The sequence below is a fragment of the Primorskyibacter sp. S87 genome, assembly GCF_049801055.1.
Lineage (GTDB): Bacteria > Pseudomonadota > Alphaproteobacteria > Rhodobacterales > Rhodobacteraceae > JBNAGF01.
Genome location: NZ_JBNAGF010000002.1, coordinates 1 through 13,991, shown reverse-complemented (window position 1 = coordinate 13,991; position 13,991 = coordinate 1). Strand labels below are relative to the sequence as shown.

The following is a 13,991-nucleotide window of genomic DNA, read 5'->3' as shown; positions in this document are numbered from 1 at the left end:
AGTTATGCGCTGGCAGCGCCCGGGTCAACGCCAAAGCGTTCCGCAAGGCTGTGCATCATTTGACGGTCCGTCGCATCAAGCGCACCATGTGCCTCGGGGCGAAACCGCTGCCGGAATGCGTCAAGAAGTATGGATTGTTCAGCGTCCGGGTAACCCAAGCGGCGGGCATCTAACCAGAAATCGCCCTCAATTCCGGGTTCAGGCCAAACCGACAAGCCCTCGCGTGCAAGCCGTTGCCAGTCAAACCGGCGCCCGGGGTCCTGCTTGCGATCCGGCGCCATATCGGAATGACCGATCACGCCCTCGGGGCCGATATTCCAGCGGTGCAAGATCCCCCCCAGAAGCGTTTCGAGCGCAGCCATCAGCGGTTCGGAGAACGGATGGTCGCCTCGGTTGTCGAGCTCAATTCCGATTGAGCGGGAGTTGATGTCGGTCTTTCCCTGCCAACTGCCTGCCCCCGCATGCCAGGCGCGCATGTCCTCGTTGACAAGGCGCCAGACCGTTCCGTCACACCCGATCAGGTAATGCGCAGAGACTTCGGCCGTTGGATCGCACAGCCGATCGCGTGCGGCACCAGCGCTCTGCATCGCTGTGTAGTGCAAGACAACCAACTTGGGCCGCAGCCCGTTTCGGCGCGGCCCGCAATTTGGCGAGGGATGGTGGATCGGGGTCAGTTGCCTACCGCATTTCGAAATGGAGACGGATCCCAGCCACAGGCGTATCCGTCGCCATCGGGATCAAGGCCGACGCGGTCTTTTTCCGGTCCGCCCTTTTGCAAGAACGCGACCTGAGCTTGATCCGCAGAGGCGTAGGTCGCGCATTTTCGCTGTGCCTTGGCCTGCAGGTTGAACCCTACCCGCTTGTACAACTGCGTGCCTTTTGGGTGCTTGGTGCTGAGCGCATAGTTCACCACATTCGGGCCGGCATCCCCGGGGCGATCGGGAACGGTTGTCGGCGCAACAACTTCGTATTGCGCCCGGTTGCGCGAAATCCGCTCGGCGTCGCTCTCGATGGATTGGCGCGCCGATACGGCGGCAAAATCATTCTCGTCCGAGATACCCGGGTTAGAAACCAGAGCCGGCGCGGGATTGGACGGATTGGCCTGCACCGGGGCCACACCTGAGTTCTGGCTGGCGGCGGCCAGCGCGGCGGCCGTTTCGTTGGCAATATCCGCTGCGGTGTCACCGGCCTCGGGCACATAGACCGCCCCGGCCGCCTGCAACGGTTGAGATGTCGACTGTGCTGTCTGTGTCGGGGCGCCAACGGTGGCTGGATCAGCCGGCGGGAGGGCTTCCGCAGACACAACTGCAGCAGGGATCAGGGGATCGCCGTTGACGGTTTCACCGGTCAGCGCCCGTTCCCTCTCGGCCCGATACTCCGGGGTGTTGAAACCGACTCCGGCCGCTGAATCCGGGATTGCCGGTTCACATGCGGCCAGAAAACCACTCAAAATCCCCAGACCGGGGATCAATAAGATGGGGCGCATAGCTGCTGTCCTGCCGTTCTTGCTCTTACTTGGGCAGAAGGATTACCACCATTTTGCCGGTTTGGCCACAAATCCTGCAGCTTGTTCCAGCGCATAAGCGGTGTTCAGCAGATCGCCTTCCTCCCACGGACGACCAATCAACTGCAATCCAAGCGGAAGACCCTGTGCGTCAAGCCCCGCAGGCACGCTAATCCCCGGCAGCCCGGCCAGATTGACCGTCACGGTGAACACGTCGTTGAGATACATCTGAACCGGATCCGCATCCGTCATCTCACCAAGGCCGAACGCGGCTGATGGGGTGGCCGGCGTCAGGATCGCGTCGACACCCTGCGCGAATACATCCTCAAAGTCCTTCTTGATCAGGTTCCGCACCTTGCGGGCCCGATTGTAGTAGGCATCATAGAAACCTGCGGACAGAACGTAGGTCCCCACCATGACACGACGCTGGACCTCGTGACCAAATCCTTCGGCCCGGGTCTTTTCATACATCTCGGTGATGCCGTCGCCCTGTGCGAGCTGCGCGCGGTGGCCATAACGGACACCATCATAACGCGCGAGGTTCGAAGAGGCTTCGGCCGGGGCAATCACGTAATAGGCCGGCAGGGCGTATTTCGTGTGCGGCAGGGAAATGTCGACGATCTCGGCACCGGCGGCCCTGAGCATCTCGGCCCCGTCGGACCAGAGCTTCTCGATCTCACCGGGCATCCCTTCCATGCGGTATTCCTTTGGGATACCGATTTTCTTACCCTTGATATCCCCGGTCAGCATTGCTTCGAAATTCGGCACGGCCAGTTCGGCGCTGGTGCTATCCTTCGGGTCGTGGCCGCACATCGCCTCAAGCATGATTGCCGCGTCGCGGACATTCTTTGTCATGGGCCCGGCCTGATCCAGCGACGAGGCAAAGGCCACAATACCCCAGCGCGAGCAACGGCCGTAGGTTGGCTTGATCCCGGTTATACCGGTGAAAGCGGCAGGCTGACGGATCGATCCGCCGGTATCAGTACCGGTCGCAGCAAGGCACAGATCAGCAGCAACGGCCGAGGCCGAACCGCCTGATGAACCGCCCGGTGTCAATTCGGTGTCATCATTGCCGCGCCGCCAAGGGCTGACGGCGTTTCCATAGACCGAAGTCTCGTTCGACGACCCCATGGCAAACTCGTCCATATTGAGCTTGCCCAACATAACCGCACCTGAATCCTGCAACTGCTGGCTGACGGTAGATTCGTATTCCGGTTTGAACCCTTCAAGGATGCCCGACGCGGCCTGCGAAGCAACGCCCTTGGTGCAGAACAGATCCTTGATCCCGATTGGAAGGCCGCACATGGACGGAGCGTCCCCGTCAGCGATCCGCCCGTCGGCAGCTTTCGCGCGCTCCAATGCAATCTCGGGTGTTTTGTGAACAAAGGCGTTCAGCGCTCCGGCAGCATCAATCGCGCTCAGGCAGGCTTCGGTAAGCTCGACACTGGTGACATCGCCCTTGCGCAGCGCGTCACGGGCCTCGGCAAGGCCAAGTTTGTTCAGTTCGGTCATTATTCCACCACCTTCGGAACCGCAAAGAAGCCCTCGCGGGCATCAGGAGCATTGGACAGTACTTTTTCCTGCTGGTCGCCATCAGTGACAACATCTTCTCTGCGCTTCAGCCGCATCGGTGTGACCGAAACCATTGGCTCCACCCCTTCGACATCCACTTCGTTGAGCTGTTCGATAAAGCCAAGGATCGTGTTGAACTCCGAGGCCAGCGCCGGCAGCGCCTCATCCTCGACCTTGATCCGGGCCAGTTTGGCCACCTTTGCGGCTGTGCTTTGGTCAATCGACATGGCAACCCTCATATACGTCAGAAAGGCGTTTACCGCTGCCCGCTGCGGGGGGCAAGGGTGTGGCGGGATTAGTTGACTGTCAGGTGCCTTCGGTGGCACCGGCAGCAAGACCGACAACCGGATTGGCAACAGGCTATGCAATTTTGTAACAATGGGTTTTTCCATCAGATTTTGACGCGCAAGGGAATTGGATGACCGAGCACCAGCCAAATGACCTAGCCGCCCATGTGGAGCTTGATCCCGACCACGAGGACAAGGTCGTCCGAGCAAGCAATCGCCTGATCTGGCAGGGCGTGCGCTTCATGTCGGCGCTCATGGTTGTGGTGATCCTGTTTTCAATCGTGGATACCGCCTATACGTTTTACGTGAGGCTGATCACCCCCCCGGTCATGGTTCTGGAGGTCAGCGATCTGCTGGCGGTGTTCAGCGCCGCGCTTGTCGTTTTGATCGCAATCGAGATTTTCACCGACGTGACGCTCTATCTGACCGCCAATGTCATCCACGTGAAACTGGTGGTGGCAACTGCGCTTAGGGCGGTGGCGCGAAAGGTGATCACACTGGATGACAAGAGCCTTGAGGCCACTTATTCCTCGGCGACGCGGCGCTGGGTCTCGCCTTTGGCATCGCCTGTTGGCTGATCGCTCGCAAAGAATGACCCCGGTTTGGAGTTGTGACATGAAGCTGAAACTGCATCACATTAACCTAGCTACGGAAAACGTGGAGCGCATGGACAGCTTCTATCGCGATGTGCTCGGCCTCGACGGCGAAAAGGACGGGCTGCCGGTGCTCGAGAAGAAGCAGGGTTATGCAGGGGACGTATCCTTTGTGACAGACGGATCGATCCAGATGCATCTTGCGCAAAAGGATGTTCTGGCAGGCTTTAACTCCGGCCAGATGGTCAACCCGGTTTCACGTGGGCATATCGCCTATCGGACCGATGATCTTTCCGGGTTCAAAAGGCATCTCGAAGAGCGCGGCATTCCCTATGCCGATTGGGGAAACCAGGCCGTCGCGGGCTGGCACCAGATATCCTTCTACGATCCGGATGGGAATGTCATCGAAGTGCATCAGGTAGATGAATAGTGGGGCAAGCGGCTGAACCCCCTCATATCGCCTTTTTCAGAAACCGACGATACACCTCGATCATCCAGCCGAGCATCACTGCGTTCACGATGTGCCACATGAAATGGGTGCCGATGGGCCAGATCGCGCACATTGGCTCATCCAGCGACCGAAAGGTGATCGACACGATCAGAATGACCGCACCCGCAGCCATCCCTCGTGCGGTTTGCGGGGTGCGATGGCGCAACAAAAACGCATAGACCAGAATCAGCAGCGGCACCGGTGCGTATCCGGCTGAGTCCCCCAACCCCGGAACCATCTTGAACAGCGGAACGGTCACGGCGGCGTAAGGAAAGAACATGGCGGTCAAACCCAACGCGGGCCAAAACCCGAGCCCCCACACATCACGGTTGATCGCAAAAATGTAGACAAGGATGAACAGCAGGATCGGCGCTGTATCCGCGAGCGCCGCCCACACCGTCGCGTGGGTGTGAAACAGGAAACTGCCGATCCCGATCATGGCAAGGATCAGGACCAGCAGCATGGCCCGCCCTGCCCCCCGCACTTGGGCCTGCCATTGGCGTCGCACCAGCCACCACATCACAAATGCGGCGATCAGAAAGGCCGCATTGGTCACCGCATTGAGCGGTTCAGCCCAATAGGAGGCATCCAGCCTTTCACAATATCCGTCGATTTCCCGCATCCACTCCATGGATTTTTACATAGCCGGTGTTAGGCTGCGTCCAATAGTTTGAAAGGGAGATTTTTTATGGACATCATCTGGCTCGGCCACGGCAGCTTCCGAATTGAAACCTTGGGTCAGGTGCTGCTGATCGACCCGTGGTTGACCGGAAATCCGGTTCTGCCCGAAGATCAACACGATGCCGCCATCGCCGGGGCGACACATATCCTGCTGACCCACACCCATTTCGACCATGTCGTTGACGTGCTTCCGCTTGCCAAAAAACTGGGTGTTCCGGTTGTCGGCCAGTATGATCTTATGGGGTTCTGGGGTGAGACCGAAGGGATCGAAACAGTGGGCTTCAACAAGGGCGGCACGGTTGATCTGAACGGGGTCAAAGTATCCATGGTGCCGGCCTCGCACAGTTCCACCTTCACGACAAAGGACGGTTTGCGAACCGGCGGCAGCGAAGTCGGCTTTATGATCTCCGCCGACGGCAAGACCCTCTATGTGTCCGGCGATACGGATATAATGGCCGACATGGACTGGATGGGAGACTACTACAAACCGGATGTCGGGATCCTGTCGGCAGGTGGCCATTTTACGATGGACATGAAGGGCGCGGCTTATGCCTCAAAAAGGTATTTCAACTTCAAGACTGTGATCCCCTGCCACTACGGTACCTTCCCGATCCTCGAACAATCCGCTCAGGACCTCATTGACGGCTTGCCAGGTGTTGACGTGATCGAGCCAAAGTTGATGTCGGCGATCAAAGTCTAGAAGATGCCCAGCTTCCAGCCATCACCGGAACTGGCGGCAATCACACGACGCTGGATGAACGCTCTTGTGTCCAAGGGTGGGGAAACGATGCGTAACCTGTTATCCGCATCAGACCCGCTGCTGTTCTGCGGCTCGGCGCCGGACGAGATCTGGGAGGGTGAATTGCTGCGTGGCTCTTTCGCCGCGCATATCGACGAAATCCCGCTCGGGACACTGGACGAAGAACGTCTCGACGCCTTTGACTGTGGTGAAACCGGATGGGCACTTTGGGTTGGCAGAATACGGTTCTCGGAAAACGACTCGAACAATCTGGCCCGGATAACCCTGATCTTTGGGCTTGAGCAAGGCATCTGGAAAATCCTGCATGCCCACAACTCTTGGGCCACGAAAAACATCGAGATGTTGGGCATTGAACACACCGCGCTACAGGCGCTGCTGGATACGGCGGGCGAACAGATCGATCTTGGCCAAACCGGTATCGCATCGGTCATGTTTACCGACATTGCAGACAGTTCCGCCTTGGCCGAGACGCTGGGTGACGCCACATGGAGCAAGATCGTCACCCCGCACGTGACACGTCTTGGCGAACTGATCGATGCAGCGGGCGGCAATCTGGTGAAATCCCTAGGCGATGGCACCTTGTCGGCATTCCCGTCCGCCGGGGCAGCCTTGCAGGCAGCGATTGCCATTCAGCGCGACAATGACCGAAACCCGAATGAGCCACGATTGCGGCTGAGGGTCGGTATCCACACAGGTGATGTTGTGCAAACCGACGATGATTTTCTCGGCACCGTTGTCAACAAGGCCGCACGTGTCGCAGCTGCCGCCGCGCCGGATGACATACGCGTGTCCGAAGCCACCCGGGTCATGGTCGGCAGCCAAAAGGATTTAATCTTCGTGGATCCGGCGATGGTGCCTCTCAAGGGACTGGATGGAGAACACCTGATTTATCGGCTGGAGTGGCGGGATTGATCCGTCCGTCAGCAGAGCTGCTGGCCGTGGGGCGCCGCTGGATCGACGCCATCCCGAACCGGAGGGACAAAGAGCTTCGCAATCTGATGACCAAGAGTGACCACATGCAATTCGTTGGCACCGCCGACGACGAGCTTTGGACCGGCCGCGCCGTGCGCGAGGGCGTGGGAGAGTTTTTTGGCGTCATCCCACCCATTCTCCGACACGAAGAAACCTTTGCCGAAGCCTATGAAAACAACGGAACTGGCTGGGCCTGCTTCAACCATGCCCTGATCTTTGCCAATCAGCCCGACCGGCTGTTCAACGTCCGAACTACGCTTATCTTCACGCTTGAAGACGGAGCTTGGAAGATTGTCCATCGGCACGGCTCGGTCCCGATCCCGAACATGGAAATGACGGGAACTGATCAGAACGCAATCGCCGATCTTGTCACCGCGGCAAAACAGGGTTTCGCGCTCGATCAACGAGAGGGCTTCGCCTCGGTCATGTTCACCGACATTGTGAACTCATCGCGTATCGCTTCGGTGATGGGAGATCGCCTGTGGTCGTCTGAAATCGCCCGGCATTTTTTGGCGCTGCGGACAATCATCGAAAGGGCCGGCGGACAATTCGTTAAATCGCTCGGCGACGGCACGATGTCGAGCTTCGCCTCGCCCATCAGCGCGCTGCAGGCCGCGCTGGCAATCGACGCGGACAATGCCCAATCCGACGGCCCAGCGATTGGTTGGCAACGCGCCGGGGATTCGATTTGTCAATAAAACTGCCCTGAAATTGCGCGGGTTCGAAGGTGAACATCTGATTCACCAGCTGGCCGCAAAGGATTGAAAACAGGTCAATCCAAGTCTGCAAGAGCCTTTAACCAGATCGAATTTGACGATCGCATCGCCCGAACCGGGCCGCGATGTCCGATTGGGAAATTCACCCCTTGATCGTGGCCAATCCATCCGACATGGCATGGCCACAGGGTATGATCGGGGGAGTTTCTATGTGCCTCGGGCCGTGATCCAGATACGCAGCGGCGCCGCACAGACGGCCCAGGTGATCGGTGTCATGCTGCACGACTGTCCTCGTAAATTCGCTACGTGCCGTCAAAAGGCCCAACCGGGCCAGAGCACGATGAGCCTGTGCTCGGAGGGGAACCGCGTGCGAAAGCGCCGCGCGGGCTTGTTATTCAGCCGGCTGGACAGCAACCATCGGTATCACCTGCGCTCAGCGAAAAAGTCCCTTAGCAGCTTAGAAGCTTCTTGAGCCGCGATGCCATCGTATACCTCCGGAACATGATGAGCTTGCGGATGTGTAAAGATCCGCGCCCCGTGCGCCACCCCTCCGGATTTGGGGTCAGCTGCCCCATAGTAGATCCGCCGGATGCGTGCCGCAGCCAGAGCAGTGGCACACATGGCGCAGGGCTCCAGCGTTACGTAGAGATCGTGATCAGGCAAGCGTTCCGAAGCTGCGGCGGCACAGGCAGACCGCAACGCGAGGATCTCGGCATGTGCGGTTGGGTCTTTGAGTTCTCGGGTTCTGTTGCCCGCCGACGCGACCACTTCACCGCTTGGGGATACGATCACTGCGCCAACCGGCACTTCGCCCCGGCTTGCAGCCTCGCGCGCTTCGGCGAGCGCAGCATCCATATGAGATCGAAACACCATCGTCCCTGACTGCCCCACAACTGCGCCTTTCGCAACCGTGGGCGATGCGGTAAAGGCGATGCATGAGCAAACCTACCCCTCCCGGCGACCGGATCGCCAAGGTTCTGGCCCGCGCCGGGATCGCCTCGCGCCGCGAGGCAGAACGCATGATCGAAGCGGGTCGCGTCACCGTGAACGGACGGGCGATCGACAGCCCGGCCCTGAATGTCACAGAACAGGACCGGATCGCCGTCGACGGCAAACTTGTGGATCCACCGGAACCACCGCGCATGTGGCTGTATCACAAACCTCCGGGGCTGGTGACGACACACAAGGACGAACAGGGTCGCAAAACGATCTTTGACGCCCTGCCCGAAGACATGCCGCGGGTCATGAGCGTTGGCCGACTGGATCTCAACTCCGAAGGTCTTCTGATCCTGACCAATGACGGCGGGATCAAGCGCAAGCTGGAATTGCCATCAACCGGCTGGCTGCGCCGCTACCGGGTCCGCATCAATGGGCGGCCCGACGACAGTGCGTTTGACCCCCTGCGCAAAGGTCTGGTGATCGGTGCGGAAGCCTTTCAGCCGATGACAGTCACGCTGGACCGGCAGCAAGGCGCGAACGCTTGGCTGACCGTCGGCCTTCGCGAAGGAAAGAATCGTGAGATCCGCCGCGCCATGGAAGATATCGGTTTTGCCGTGAACCGATTGATCCGCGTGTCCTACGGACCTTTTCAGTTGGGTCAGCTAAAGTCCGGAGAGATCGAGGAGCTGCGGGCAAAGCTTGTCCGGGACCAGTTGGGTTTAACGCGCGACGACATGACAGGCGCCGAGCCTGAACATCGTCCAACTCCCCAAAGGAATCGTGGAAAGGCCGGCTCCAAACCGGGTTCCGATCCCCGCAAAAAGACATCCCCGTCTCGCGAACACGCGCGCAACCGGAAACCGACAACCAAGGGCGGAACCGGACAGAAGCCGGCGCGAGGCCCGAAACCGCGTGGAAAACCGGGAAACTGACCTGTTTGCAGGGCTCTTCCCCCTAGCAACCCCGCGTTCTATCGCCTAAATTTTCTGATAGATGGGTCAAACGGGGGGCGTCATGTCTCAGACCGGATTGCAGAAACTGGCCTACGCGGCCCTGCTGGTGGTGCTCTTCGGAGCTTGCACCGGTTGGCTTGGAGGGCTGTAGTCATGGCCCAGCGTTACGGTGGAAAATACAGTCCCGGCGAGTCCGATAACGCGCAGGACCAAGAGGCCGATACCGCCCAGCGGGGAAATGCATTCAAGGGCCGACACGTGGATCCAGCCGGAGCGCGTTCAAACGCACTTTTTGTTCCGCCTATCCCGCTGGTGTTCATGTCACTCAATGATGGCGCGATCGGCATGGCAACGGGACTTGCCGCGGCGGGTATCCTGCTTCTCGCAGCATGGCTCCTGCGCGAGGGGTTGAGGGCCGAAGCCGCCTACAACGTTCGTCGAGTTTCCAAACGCCCGGCCATACCACGCAAAAGCTTTGCCGCCGCACTGTCGGGACTGGGCGTGGCACTGGCTGTCTATCGCGGCGACATGGCTGATGGACTGAACCCGGGGGTGCTTGCCCCTGCCCTGTATGGCATGGTCGCCACCACGCTGCACCTTGTTGCCTTCGGGGTCGACCCGATGAAAGACAAAGGCATGGACGGAACTGACAGTTTCCAACACACCCGCGTTGCACGGGCGGTGAACGAAGGCGAAACTTATCTGTCGGATATGACCACCGCGATCAAGCGCGCTGGTGACCGGCGGATCGAAGCCCGTGTCGAACAATTCGAGGCCACGGCCCGCGACCTGTTTCGCACCGTCGAGGACGACCCCCGTGACCTGACTAGCGCCCGCAAGTATCTGACCGTCTATCTGCAGGGTGCGCGCGACGCGACGGTTAAATTCGCCGAAATCTACAGCCGTAGCCGCGATCCTCAGGCTCTGGCCGACTATTCCGCGCTGCTTGACGATCTCGAGCAGAATTTTGCGGCGCGGACCCGTAAGATGCTGCTAGACGACCGCAGCGACCTGTCCATCGAGATCGACGTGCTGCGAGATCGCCTGCAGCGCGAAGGTGTTCGGTTGGACTGACCGACCCTCATTTCAGAAGGAACCACATTCATGACTGATACGACCCGCCAGCAAGCCCAGGAAACCCTTGCACAAGTCGAAGAGCTGAACGCGGTAATCCTGCCCGAACCCGTAGCGGACGTCATCCCGCTGGAGGAGGCCGACGCCGAGATCAGTTCCGAGATCCGCAAACGCATGGGCGAGATCGACATGAGCGACACCAACTCGATCGTGGCCTTTGGATCCGGTGCGCAGGCCGAGTTGCAGGAAATCAGTCAGGCCATGCTCTCGGATGTCCGCAACAAGGACGTCGGACCCGCGGGAGATTCCCTTCGCAATATCGTCACGACGATACGGGGCTTCACGGTCAGCGAACTGGACGTTCGGCGCGAACGCAGCTGGTGGGAGAAACTGTTGGGCAAGGCCGCCCCCTTTGCCCAGTTCACTGCTCGCTACGAAGAGGTGCAAGGCCAGATTGACAGGATCACAGACGATCTTCTGGGGCATGAACACAAGCTGCTAAAAGACATCAAGTCGCTGGATCTTCTCTATGGCAAAACTTTGAATTTCTACGACGAACTCGCGCTCTACATCGCCGCTGGCGAGGAAAAGCTGACCGAACTGGACAGCCACAATATCCCTGAAAAGGAGGCCGAAGTTCAGGCCGCGCCCGAAGGCGAACAGGTGATGAAGGCGCAGGAGTTGCGTGATCTGCGCGCCGCGCGTGATGACCTCGAACGTCGTGTGCATGATCTGAAGCTCACCCGTCAGGTCACCATGCAGTCACTGCCATCCATCAGGCTGGTGCAGGAAAATGACAAGTCTCTGGTGACCAAGATCAATTCGACTCTGGTCAATACGGTTCCGCTCTGGGAAACCCAGCTGGCACAGTCCGTCACCATCCAGCGCAGCGCAGAAGCTGCAGCGGCTGTGCGTGACGCCAATGATCTGACCAACGAACTGCTGACGGCCAATGCCACGAATCTCCGCCAGTCCAACAAGATGATCCGCGAAGAAATGGAGCGCGGGGTCTTCGATATCGAGGCCGTGAAACAGGCAAATGCCGAGCTGATCGGCACCATTCAGGACAGCTTGAAAATCGCTGACGAAGGCAAGGCCAAGCGCGCGGCTGCCGAAGAAGACCTCAAGAAAATGGAAGCGGACCTGCGCGACACGTTGGCCTCAGCCAAAGCGCGCAAGGATGGTCTCGGCGACACCGCAAGTACTTCGGTTCCGGACTGAGCCGGGTGCGCCTGCCGGGTTGGAAATCCACACTGCCGCTCCTTTTGGCGGCTGCGGTTTTGTCGGGCTGCGAAGGCACCACGCTCAGCAGTTCTCCGACGCCGCAAGCCCGGCCCGCCGGTCTGGGTCCGGATGTGCAAAAGGAACGATCCGCCGCCAGCCGGGATCTGGAGCGGTATTATCTCGCCGTTCAGAACGACCTGTTGACCCGTGGCTTGCTGCGAACCGACGGCGGCGGTCCGGACACGCCTTACGATGCCGACGATCTGGTGCGCAATTTCGAGAATATCGCTTTCTTCGACGAATATAGCCGAAATGCGCTCAGCGCGTCTCCCAGCGGACAACGCCAGAGCGGCGCCCTCAGCCGCTGGAGCAGCCCGGTTCGGGTCGGCGTTGAATTCGGGGCGTCGGTTTCTCCTGAGCAGCGAACATCGGACAAGGCGGCGGTCGATGCCTATGTCTCCCGGCTCAGCGGGCTGACTGGACACAGCATCTCAACCGGACGCAGCAACCCGAATTTCCATGTTCTGGTCGCCGGAGAGGATGACAGGACTTACCTGCTGGATCGGGTCAAGACCCTGATCCCCTCGATCAGCCCGGCGGAACTGAACGTGTTCGCAGACTTGCCCAGATCGATCTATTGCCTTGTGATCGCTGTTTCCTCTCCGCGGAATCCACAAACATACACGAGGGCGGTGGCGCTGATCCGTGCGGAACATCCGGATCTGGTTCGGTTGTCCTGTGTGCATGAAGAGATTGCGCAAGGGCTCGGTTTGCCCAATGACAGCCCCTATGCGCGCCCGTCCATCTTCAACGACGACGACGAATTCGCGCTGTTGACCAGCCATGACGAAAAACTGCTGGCGATGCTTTACGATCCGCGCCTCAAGACCGGAATGAGCGCCGAAGAAGCCAAGCCGATAACCCGGATCATTGCCCGGGAACTGATGGGGCAGTCGCTATGAGTTACCTCAATAAGTTACCGCAGACCTAAACGGCCTTATGTCGCGCGTTCACCGTTCGGCAGCTCAGTTCGCGCATCTAAATTCTCAGGATTCGGGATTCTTCAGAACAAATATCGGCGAGTATTCAGGATAGTCTGGATGTAGCAGGCTCCCATCCTCGTTTCGAGGCATCCATCCCCGTTTCGTTTCGCGATCCATATTTTGATCCTCAAAACGGCTTTGTTGCACAAATCGGTTGAGGGATTCACTGTGTGAATCCAGCGTGATAGCTGTGCGTCATGAGCAGTTGGGCCCCCACGAAATACAAGACCAGGAATTGGTCATCTTACAATGAGGCGTTGAGACGGCGCGGGTCGCTGTCGATTTGGTTTGACCCTGATATGGTCTGGGTTCCGCCACCGAGCGGCAAGCGCGGTCGGCGACACAGCTTTAGTGATGCTGCGATCCAAACCTGCCTGACGATCAAGGTGCTGTTTGGCCTTCCGCTCCGACAGACGACAGGCTTTGTGGAAAGCTTGTTGCAGTTGGTCGGGCTGGACTGGGCAGTTCCCGATTTCAGCACGCTGTGCCGCCGCCAGAGGACGCTGAACGTGGACCTGTCGTATCGTGGCAGTACCGGCCCGCTGAACCTTCTGGTTGATAGCACAGGCATCAAAGCTGAAGGTGAAGGCGAATGGAACGCACGCAAGCATGGCGGTCCCAAACGACGCATTTGGCGCAAGATACACATAGGGATCGACGAGGAAACGTTGGAGGTTCGAGCGGTCGAGGTTACCAGCAGCAACATCGGTGACGCGCCCATGTTGCCTGAGTTGCTGAACCAGATCCCCAACGACCAGGACATCGGATCAGTAACCGGCGACGGGGCCTATGATACGCGCAAATGCCATGACGCGATTGCCGCCCGGAATGCCCACGCTGTCATTCCGCCGCGTAAGAACGCCAAGCCGTGGAAACCCAGCAGCGCCGGAGCCATCGCCCGGAACGAAGCGGTTAACGCCTCACGATACTTGGGCCGCGCCATTTGGCGACAATGGAGCGGATACCACCGAAGAAGCCGTGTCGAGACCAAGATGCACTGTGTGAAGCTGATGGGGCAAAGTCTCATGGCGAGAGACTTTGATCGGCAGGTCGCAGAGATCCAAATCCGTGTCGCAGTCCTCAACCGCTATACCGCTCTTGGCATTCCCGTCACAGAAGCCGTAGGCTAAATCCGTCCGGGGAAAGGGGAAGTCCCATCCTCACAGGATTTGTGCAACAAAGC

Annotated in this window: 17 protein-coding genes; 10 read left to right on the top strand and 7 right to left on the bottom strand. The window is 59.1% G+C overall.

Going from position 1 to position 13,991, the window contains the following annotated elements:
* Positions 1-2: 2 nt before the first annotated feature.
* The 4 genes from ACP15U_RS03465 to gatC are packed head-to-tail and all read right to left on the bottom strand — an operon-like array spanning position 3 to position 3,303.
* The gene (locus ACP15U_RS03465) at positions 3-611 is read right to left on the bottom strand and encodes an N-acetylmuramoyl-L-alanine amidase (protein WP_425043751.1); all 609 of its coding nucleotides are present in this window, start codon (positions 609-611) and stop codon (positions 3-5) included.
* A gap of 59 nt (positions 612-670) precedes the next feature.
* Positions 671-1,486, bottom strand: a complete 816-nt coding sequence (locus ACP15U_RS03460) for a hypothetical protein (protein WP_425043750.1) — start codon at positions 1,484-1,486, stop codon at positions 671-673.
* 42 nt (positions 1,487-1,528) lie between these two features.
* On the bottom strand, positions 1,529-3,016 hold the full coding sequence (gene gatA / locus ACP15U_RS03455) for an Asp-tRNA(Asn)/Glu-tRNA(Gln) amidotransferase subunit GatA (RefSeq protein WP_425043749.1): 1,488 nt from the start codon (positions 3,014-3,016) through the stop codon (positions 1,529-1,531).
* Complete coding sequence (gene gatC, locus ACP15U_RS03450; protein WP_425043748.1) at positions 3,016-3,303, bottom strand: Asp-tRNA(Asn)/Glu-tRNA(Gln) amidotransferase subunit GatC; 288 nt, start codon at positions 3,301-3,303, stop codon at positions 3,016-3,018. Before gatC ends, gatA begins: the two co-directional genes overlap by 1 nt.
* Positions 3,304-3,494: 191 nt before the next feature.
* Here gatC and ACP15U_RS03445 point away from each other — a divergent pair, with 191 nt between their 5' ends.
* Together ACP15U_RS03445 and ACP15U_RS03440 are read left to right on the top strand one after the other, a co-directional pair.
* Complete coding sequence (locus ACP15U_RS03445; RefSeq protein ID WP_425043747.1) at positions 3,495-3,941, top strand: phosphate-starvation-inducible PsiE family protein; 447 nt, start codon at positions 3,495-3,497, stop codon at positions 3,939-3,941.
* Between the two features lie 37 nt (positions 3,942-3,978).
* Complete coding sequence (locus ACP15U_RS03440; RefSeq protein ID WP_425043746.1) at positions 3,979-4,386, top strand: VOC family protein; 408 nt, start codon at positions 3,979-3,981, stop codon at positions 4,384-4,386.
* Between the two features lie 22 nt (positions 4,387-4,408).
* Here ACP15U_RS03440 and ACP15U_RS03435 read toward each other — a convergent pair whose 3' ends face one another.
* Positions 4,409-5,077, bottom strand: coding sequence for a ceramidase domain-containing protein (locus ACP15U_RS03435; protein WP_425043745.1), 669 nt, complete (start codon positions 5,075-5,077; stop codon positions 4,409-4,411).
* Positions 5,078-5,134: 57 nt separating this feature from the next.
* Between ACP15U_RS03435 and ACP15U_RS03430 the strand changes: the two genes are divergently transcribed.
* The 3 genes from ACP15U_RS03430 to ACP15U_RS03420 are packed head-to-tail and all read left to right on the top strand — an operon-like array spanning position 5,135 to position 7,557.
* A complete protein-coding gene (locus ACP15U_RS03430) occupies positions 5,135-5,827 on the top strand; it encodes a metal-dependent hydrolase (protein WP_425043744.1) in 693 nt (230 codons plus the stop codon).
* A gap of 3 nt (positions 5,828-5,830) precedes the next feature.
* Entirely contained in the window at positions 5,831-6,799 is a 969-nt protein-coding gene (locus ACP15U_RS03425; protein WP_425043743.1) for an adenylate/guanylate cyclase domain-containing protein, read from the top strand.
* The gene (locus tag ACP15U_RS03420; protein ID WP_425043742.1) at positions 6,796-7,557 is read left to right on the top strand and encodes a nuclear transport factor 2 family protein; all 762 of its coding nucleotides are present in this window, start codon (positions 6,796-6,798) and stop codon (positions 7,555-7,557) included. Before ACP15U_RS03425 ends, ACP15U_RS03420 begins: the two co-directional genes overlap by 4 nt.
* Before the next feature lie 160 nt (positions 7,558-7,717).
* Here ACP15U_RS03420 and ACP15U_RS03415 read toward each other — a convergent pair whose 3' ends face one another.
* Together ACP15U_RS03415 and ACP15U_RS03410 are read right to left on the bottom strand one after the other, a co-directional pair.
* Positions 7,718-7,858 carry a hypothetical protein gene (locus ACP15U_RS03415; RefSeq protein WP_425043741.1) on the bottom strand — a complete coding sequence of 47 codons (141 nt, stop codon included), beginning with the start codon at positions 7,856-7,858 and terminating at the stop codon, positions 7,718-7,720.
* A 140-nt stretch (positions 7,859-7,998) separates the two neighbouring features.
* Positions 7,999-8,448 carry a nucleoside deaminase gene (locus tag ACP15U_RS03410; RefSeq protein WP_425043740.1) on the bottom strand — a complete coding sequence of 150 codons (450 nt, stop codon included), beginning with the start codon at positions 8,446-8,448 and terminating at the stop codon, positions 7,999-8,001.
* A gap of 62 nt (positions 8,449-8,510) precedes the next feature.
* On the opposite strand from ACP15U_RS03410, the gene ACP15U_RS03405 reads away from it, so the two are divergent.
* From ACP15U_RS03405 to ACP15U_RS03385, 5 genes are all read left to right on the top strand, one after another.
* Positions 8,511-9,446 (top strand): pseudouridine synthase, encoded by a 936-nt coding sequence (locus ACP15U_RS03405; RefSeq protein ID WP_425043739.1) that lies wholly within the window; start codon positions 8,511-8,513, stop codon positions 9,444-9,446.
* Between the two features lie 174 nt (positions 9,447-9,620).
* Positions 9,621-10,541, top strand: coding sequence for a 5-bromo-4-chloroindolyl phosphate hydrolysis family protein (locus ACP15U_RS03400; protein ID WP_425043738.1), 921 nt, complete (start codon positions 9,621-9,623; stop codon positions 10,539-10,541).
* 30 nt (positions 10,542-10,571) lie between these two features.
* Positions 10,572-11,762 carry a toxic anion resistance protein gene (locus ACP15U_RS03395; RefSeq protein WP_425043737.1) on the top strand — a complete coding sequence of 397 codons (1,191 nt, stop codon included), beginning with the start codon at positions 10,572-10,574 and terminating at the stop codon, positions 11,760-11,762.
* Positions 11,763-11,767: 5 nt separating this feature from the next.
* Positions 11,768-12,727, top strand: a complete 960-nt coding sequence (locus ACP15U_RS03390; protein ID WP_425043736.1) for a DUF2927 domain-containing protein — start codon at positions 11,768-11,770, stop codon at positions 12,725-12,727.
* 278 nt (positions 12,728-13,005) lie between these two features.
* Entirely contained in the window at positions 13,006-13,938 is a 933-nt protein-coding gene (locus ACP15U_RS03385) for an IS5 family transposase (RefSeq protein ID WP_425043710.1), read from the top strand.
* Positions 13,939-13,991: the final 53 nt, after the last annotated feature.

What these genes read in the sequence shown, in the direction of transcription:
- ACP15U_RS03400 (WP_425043738.1), top strand. Translation starts at nt 9,621, where the DNA reads ATGGCCCAGCGTTACGGTGGAAAATACAGTCCCGGCGAGTCCGATAAC.
- ACP15U_RS03395 (WP_425043737.1), top strand. Translation starts at nt 10,572, where the DNA reads ATGACTGATACGACCCGCCAGCAAGCCCAGGAAACCCTTGCACAAGTC.
- ACP15U_RS03445 (WP_425043747.1), top strand. Translation starts at nt 3,495, where the DNA reads ATGACCGAGCACCAGCCAAATGACCTAGCCGCCCATGTGGAGCTTGAT.
- ACP15U_RS03410 (WP_425043740.1), bottom strand. Translation starts at nt 8,448, where the DNA reads ATGGTGTTTCGATCTCATATGGATGCTGCGCTCGCCGAAGCGCGCGAG.
- ACP15U_RS03435 (WP_425043745.1), bottom strand. Translation starts at nt 5,077, where the DNA reads ATGGAGTGGATGCGGGAAATCGACGGATATTGTGAAAGGCTGGATGCC.
- ACP15U_RS03440 (WP_425043746.1), top strand. Translation starts at nt 3,979, where the DNA reads ATGAAGCTGAAACTGCATCACATTAACCTAGCTACGGAAAACGTGGAG.
- ACP15U_RS03460 (WP_425043750.1), bottom strand. Translation starts at nt 1,486, where the DNA reads ATGCGCCCCATCTTATTGATCCCCGGTCTGGGGATTTTGAGTGGTTTT.
- ACP15U_RS03405 (WP_425043739.1), top strand. Translation starts at nt 8,511, where the DNA reads ATGAGCAAACCTACCCCTCCCGGCGACCGGATCGCCAAGGTTCTGGCC.
- ACP15U_RS03385 (WP_425043710.1), top strand. Translation starts at nt 13,006, where the DNA reads ATGAGCAGTTGGGCCCCCACGAAATACAAGACCAGGAATTGGTCATCT.
- ACP15U_RS03425 (WP_425043743.1), top strand. Translation starts at nt 5,831, where the DNA reads ATGCCCAGCTTCCAGCCATCACCGGAACTGGCGGCAATCACACGACGC.
- ACP15U_RS03430 (WP_425043744.1), top strand. Translation starts at nt 5,135, where the DNA reads ATGGACATCATCTGGCTCGGCCACGGCAGCTTCCGAATTGAAACCTTG.
- gatA (WP_425043749.1), bottom strand. Translation starts at nt 3,016, where the DNA reads ATGACCGAACTGAACAAACTTGGCCTTGCCGAGGCCCGTGACGCGCTG.
- gatC (WP_425043748.1), bottom strand. Translation starts at nt 3,303, where the DNA reads ATGTCGATTGACCAAAGCACAGCCGCAAAGGTGGCCAAACTGGCCCGG.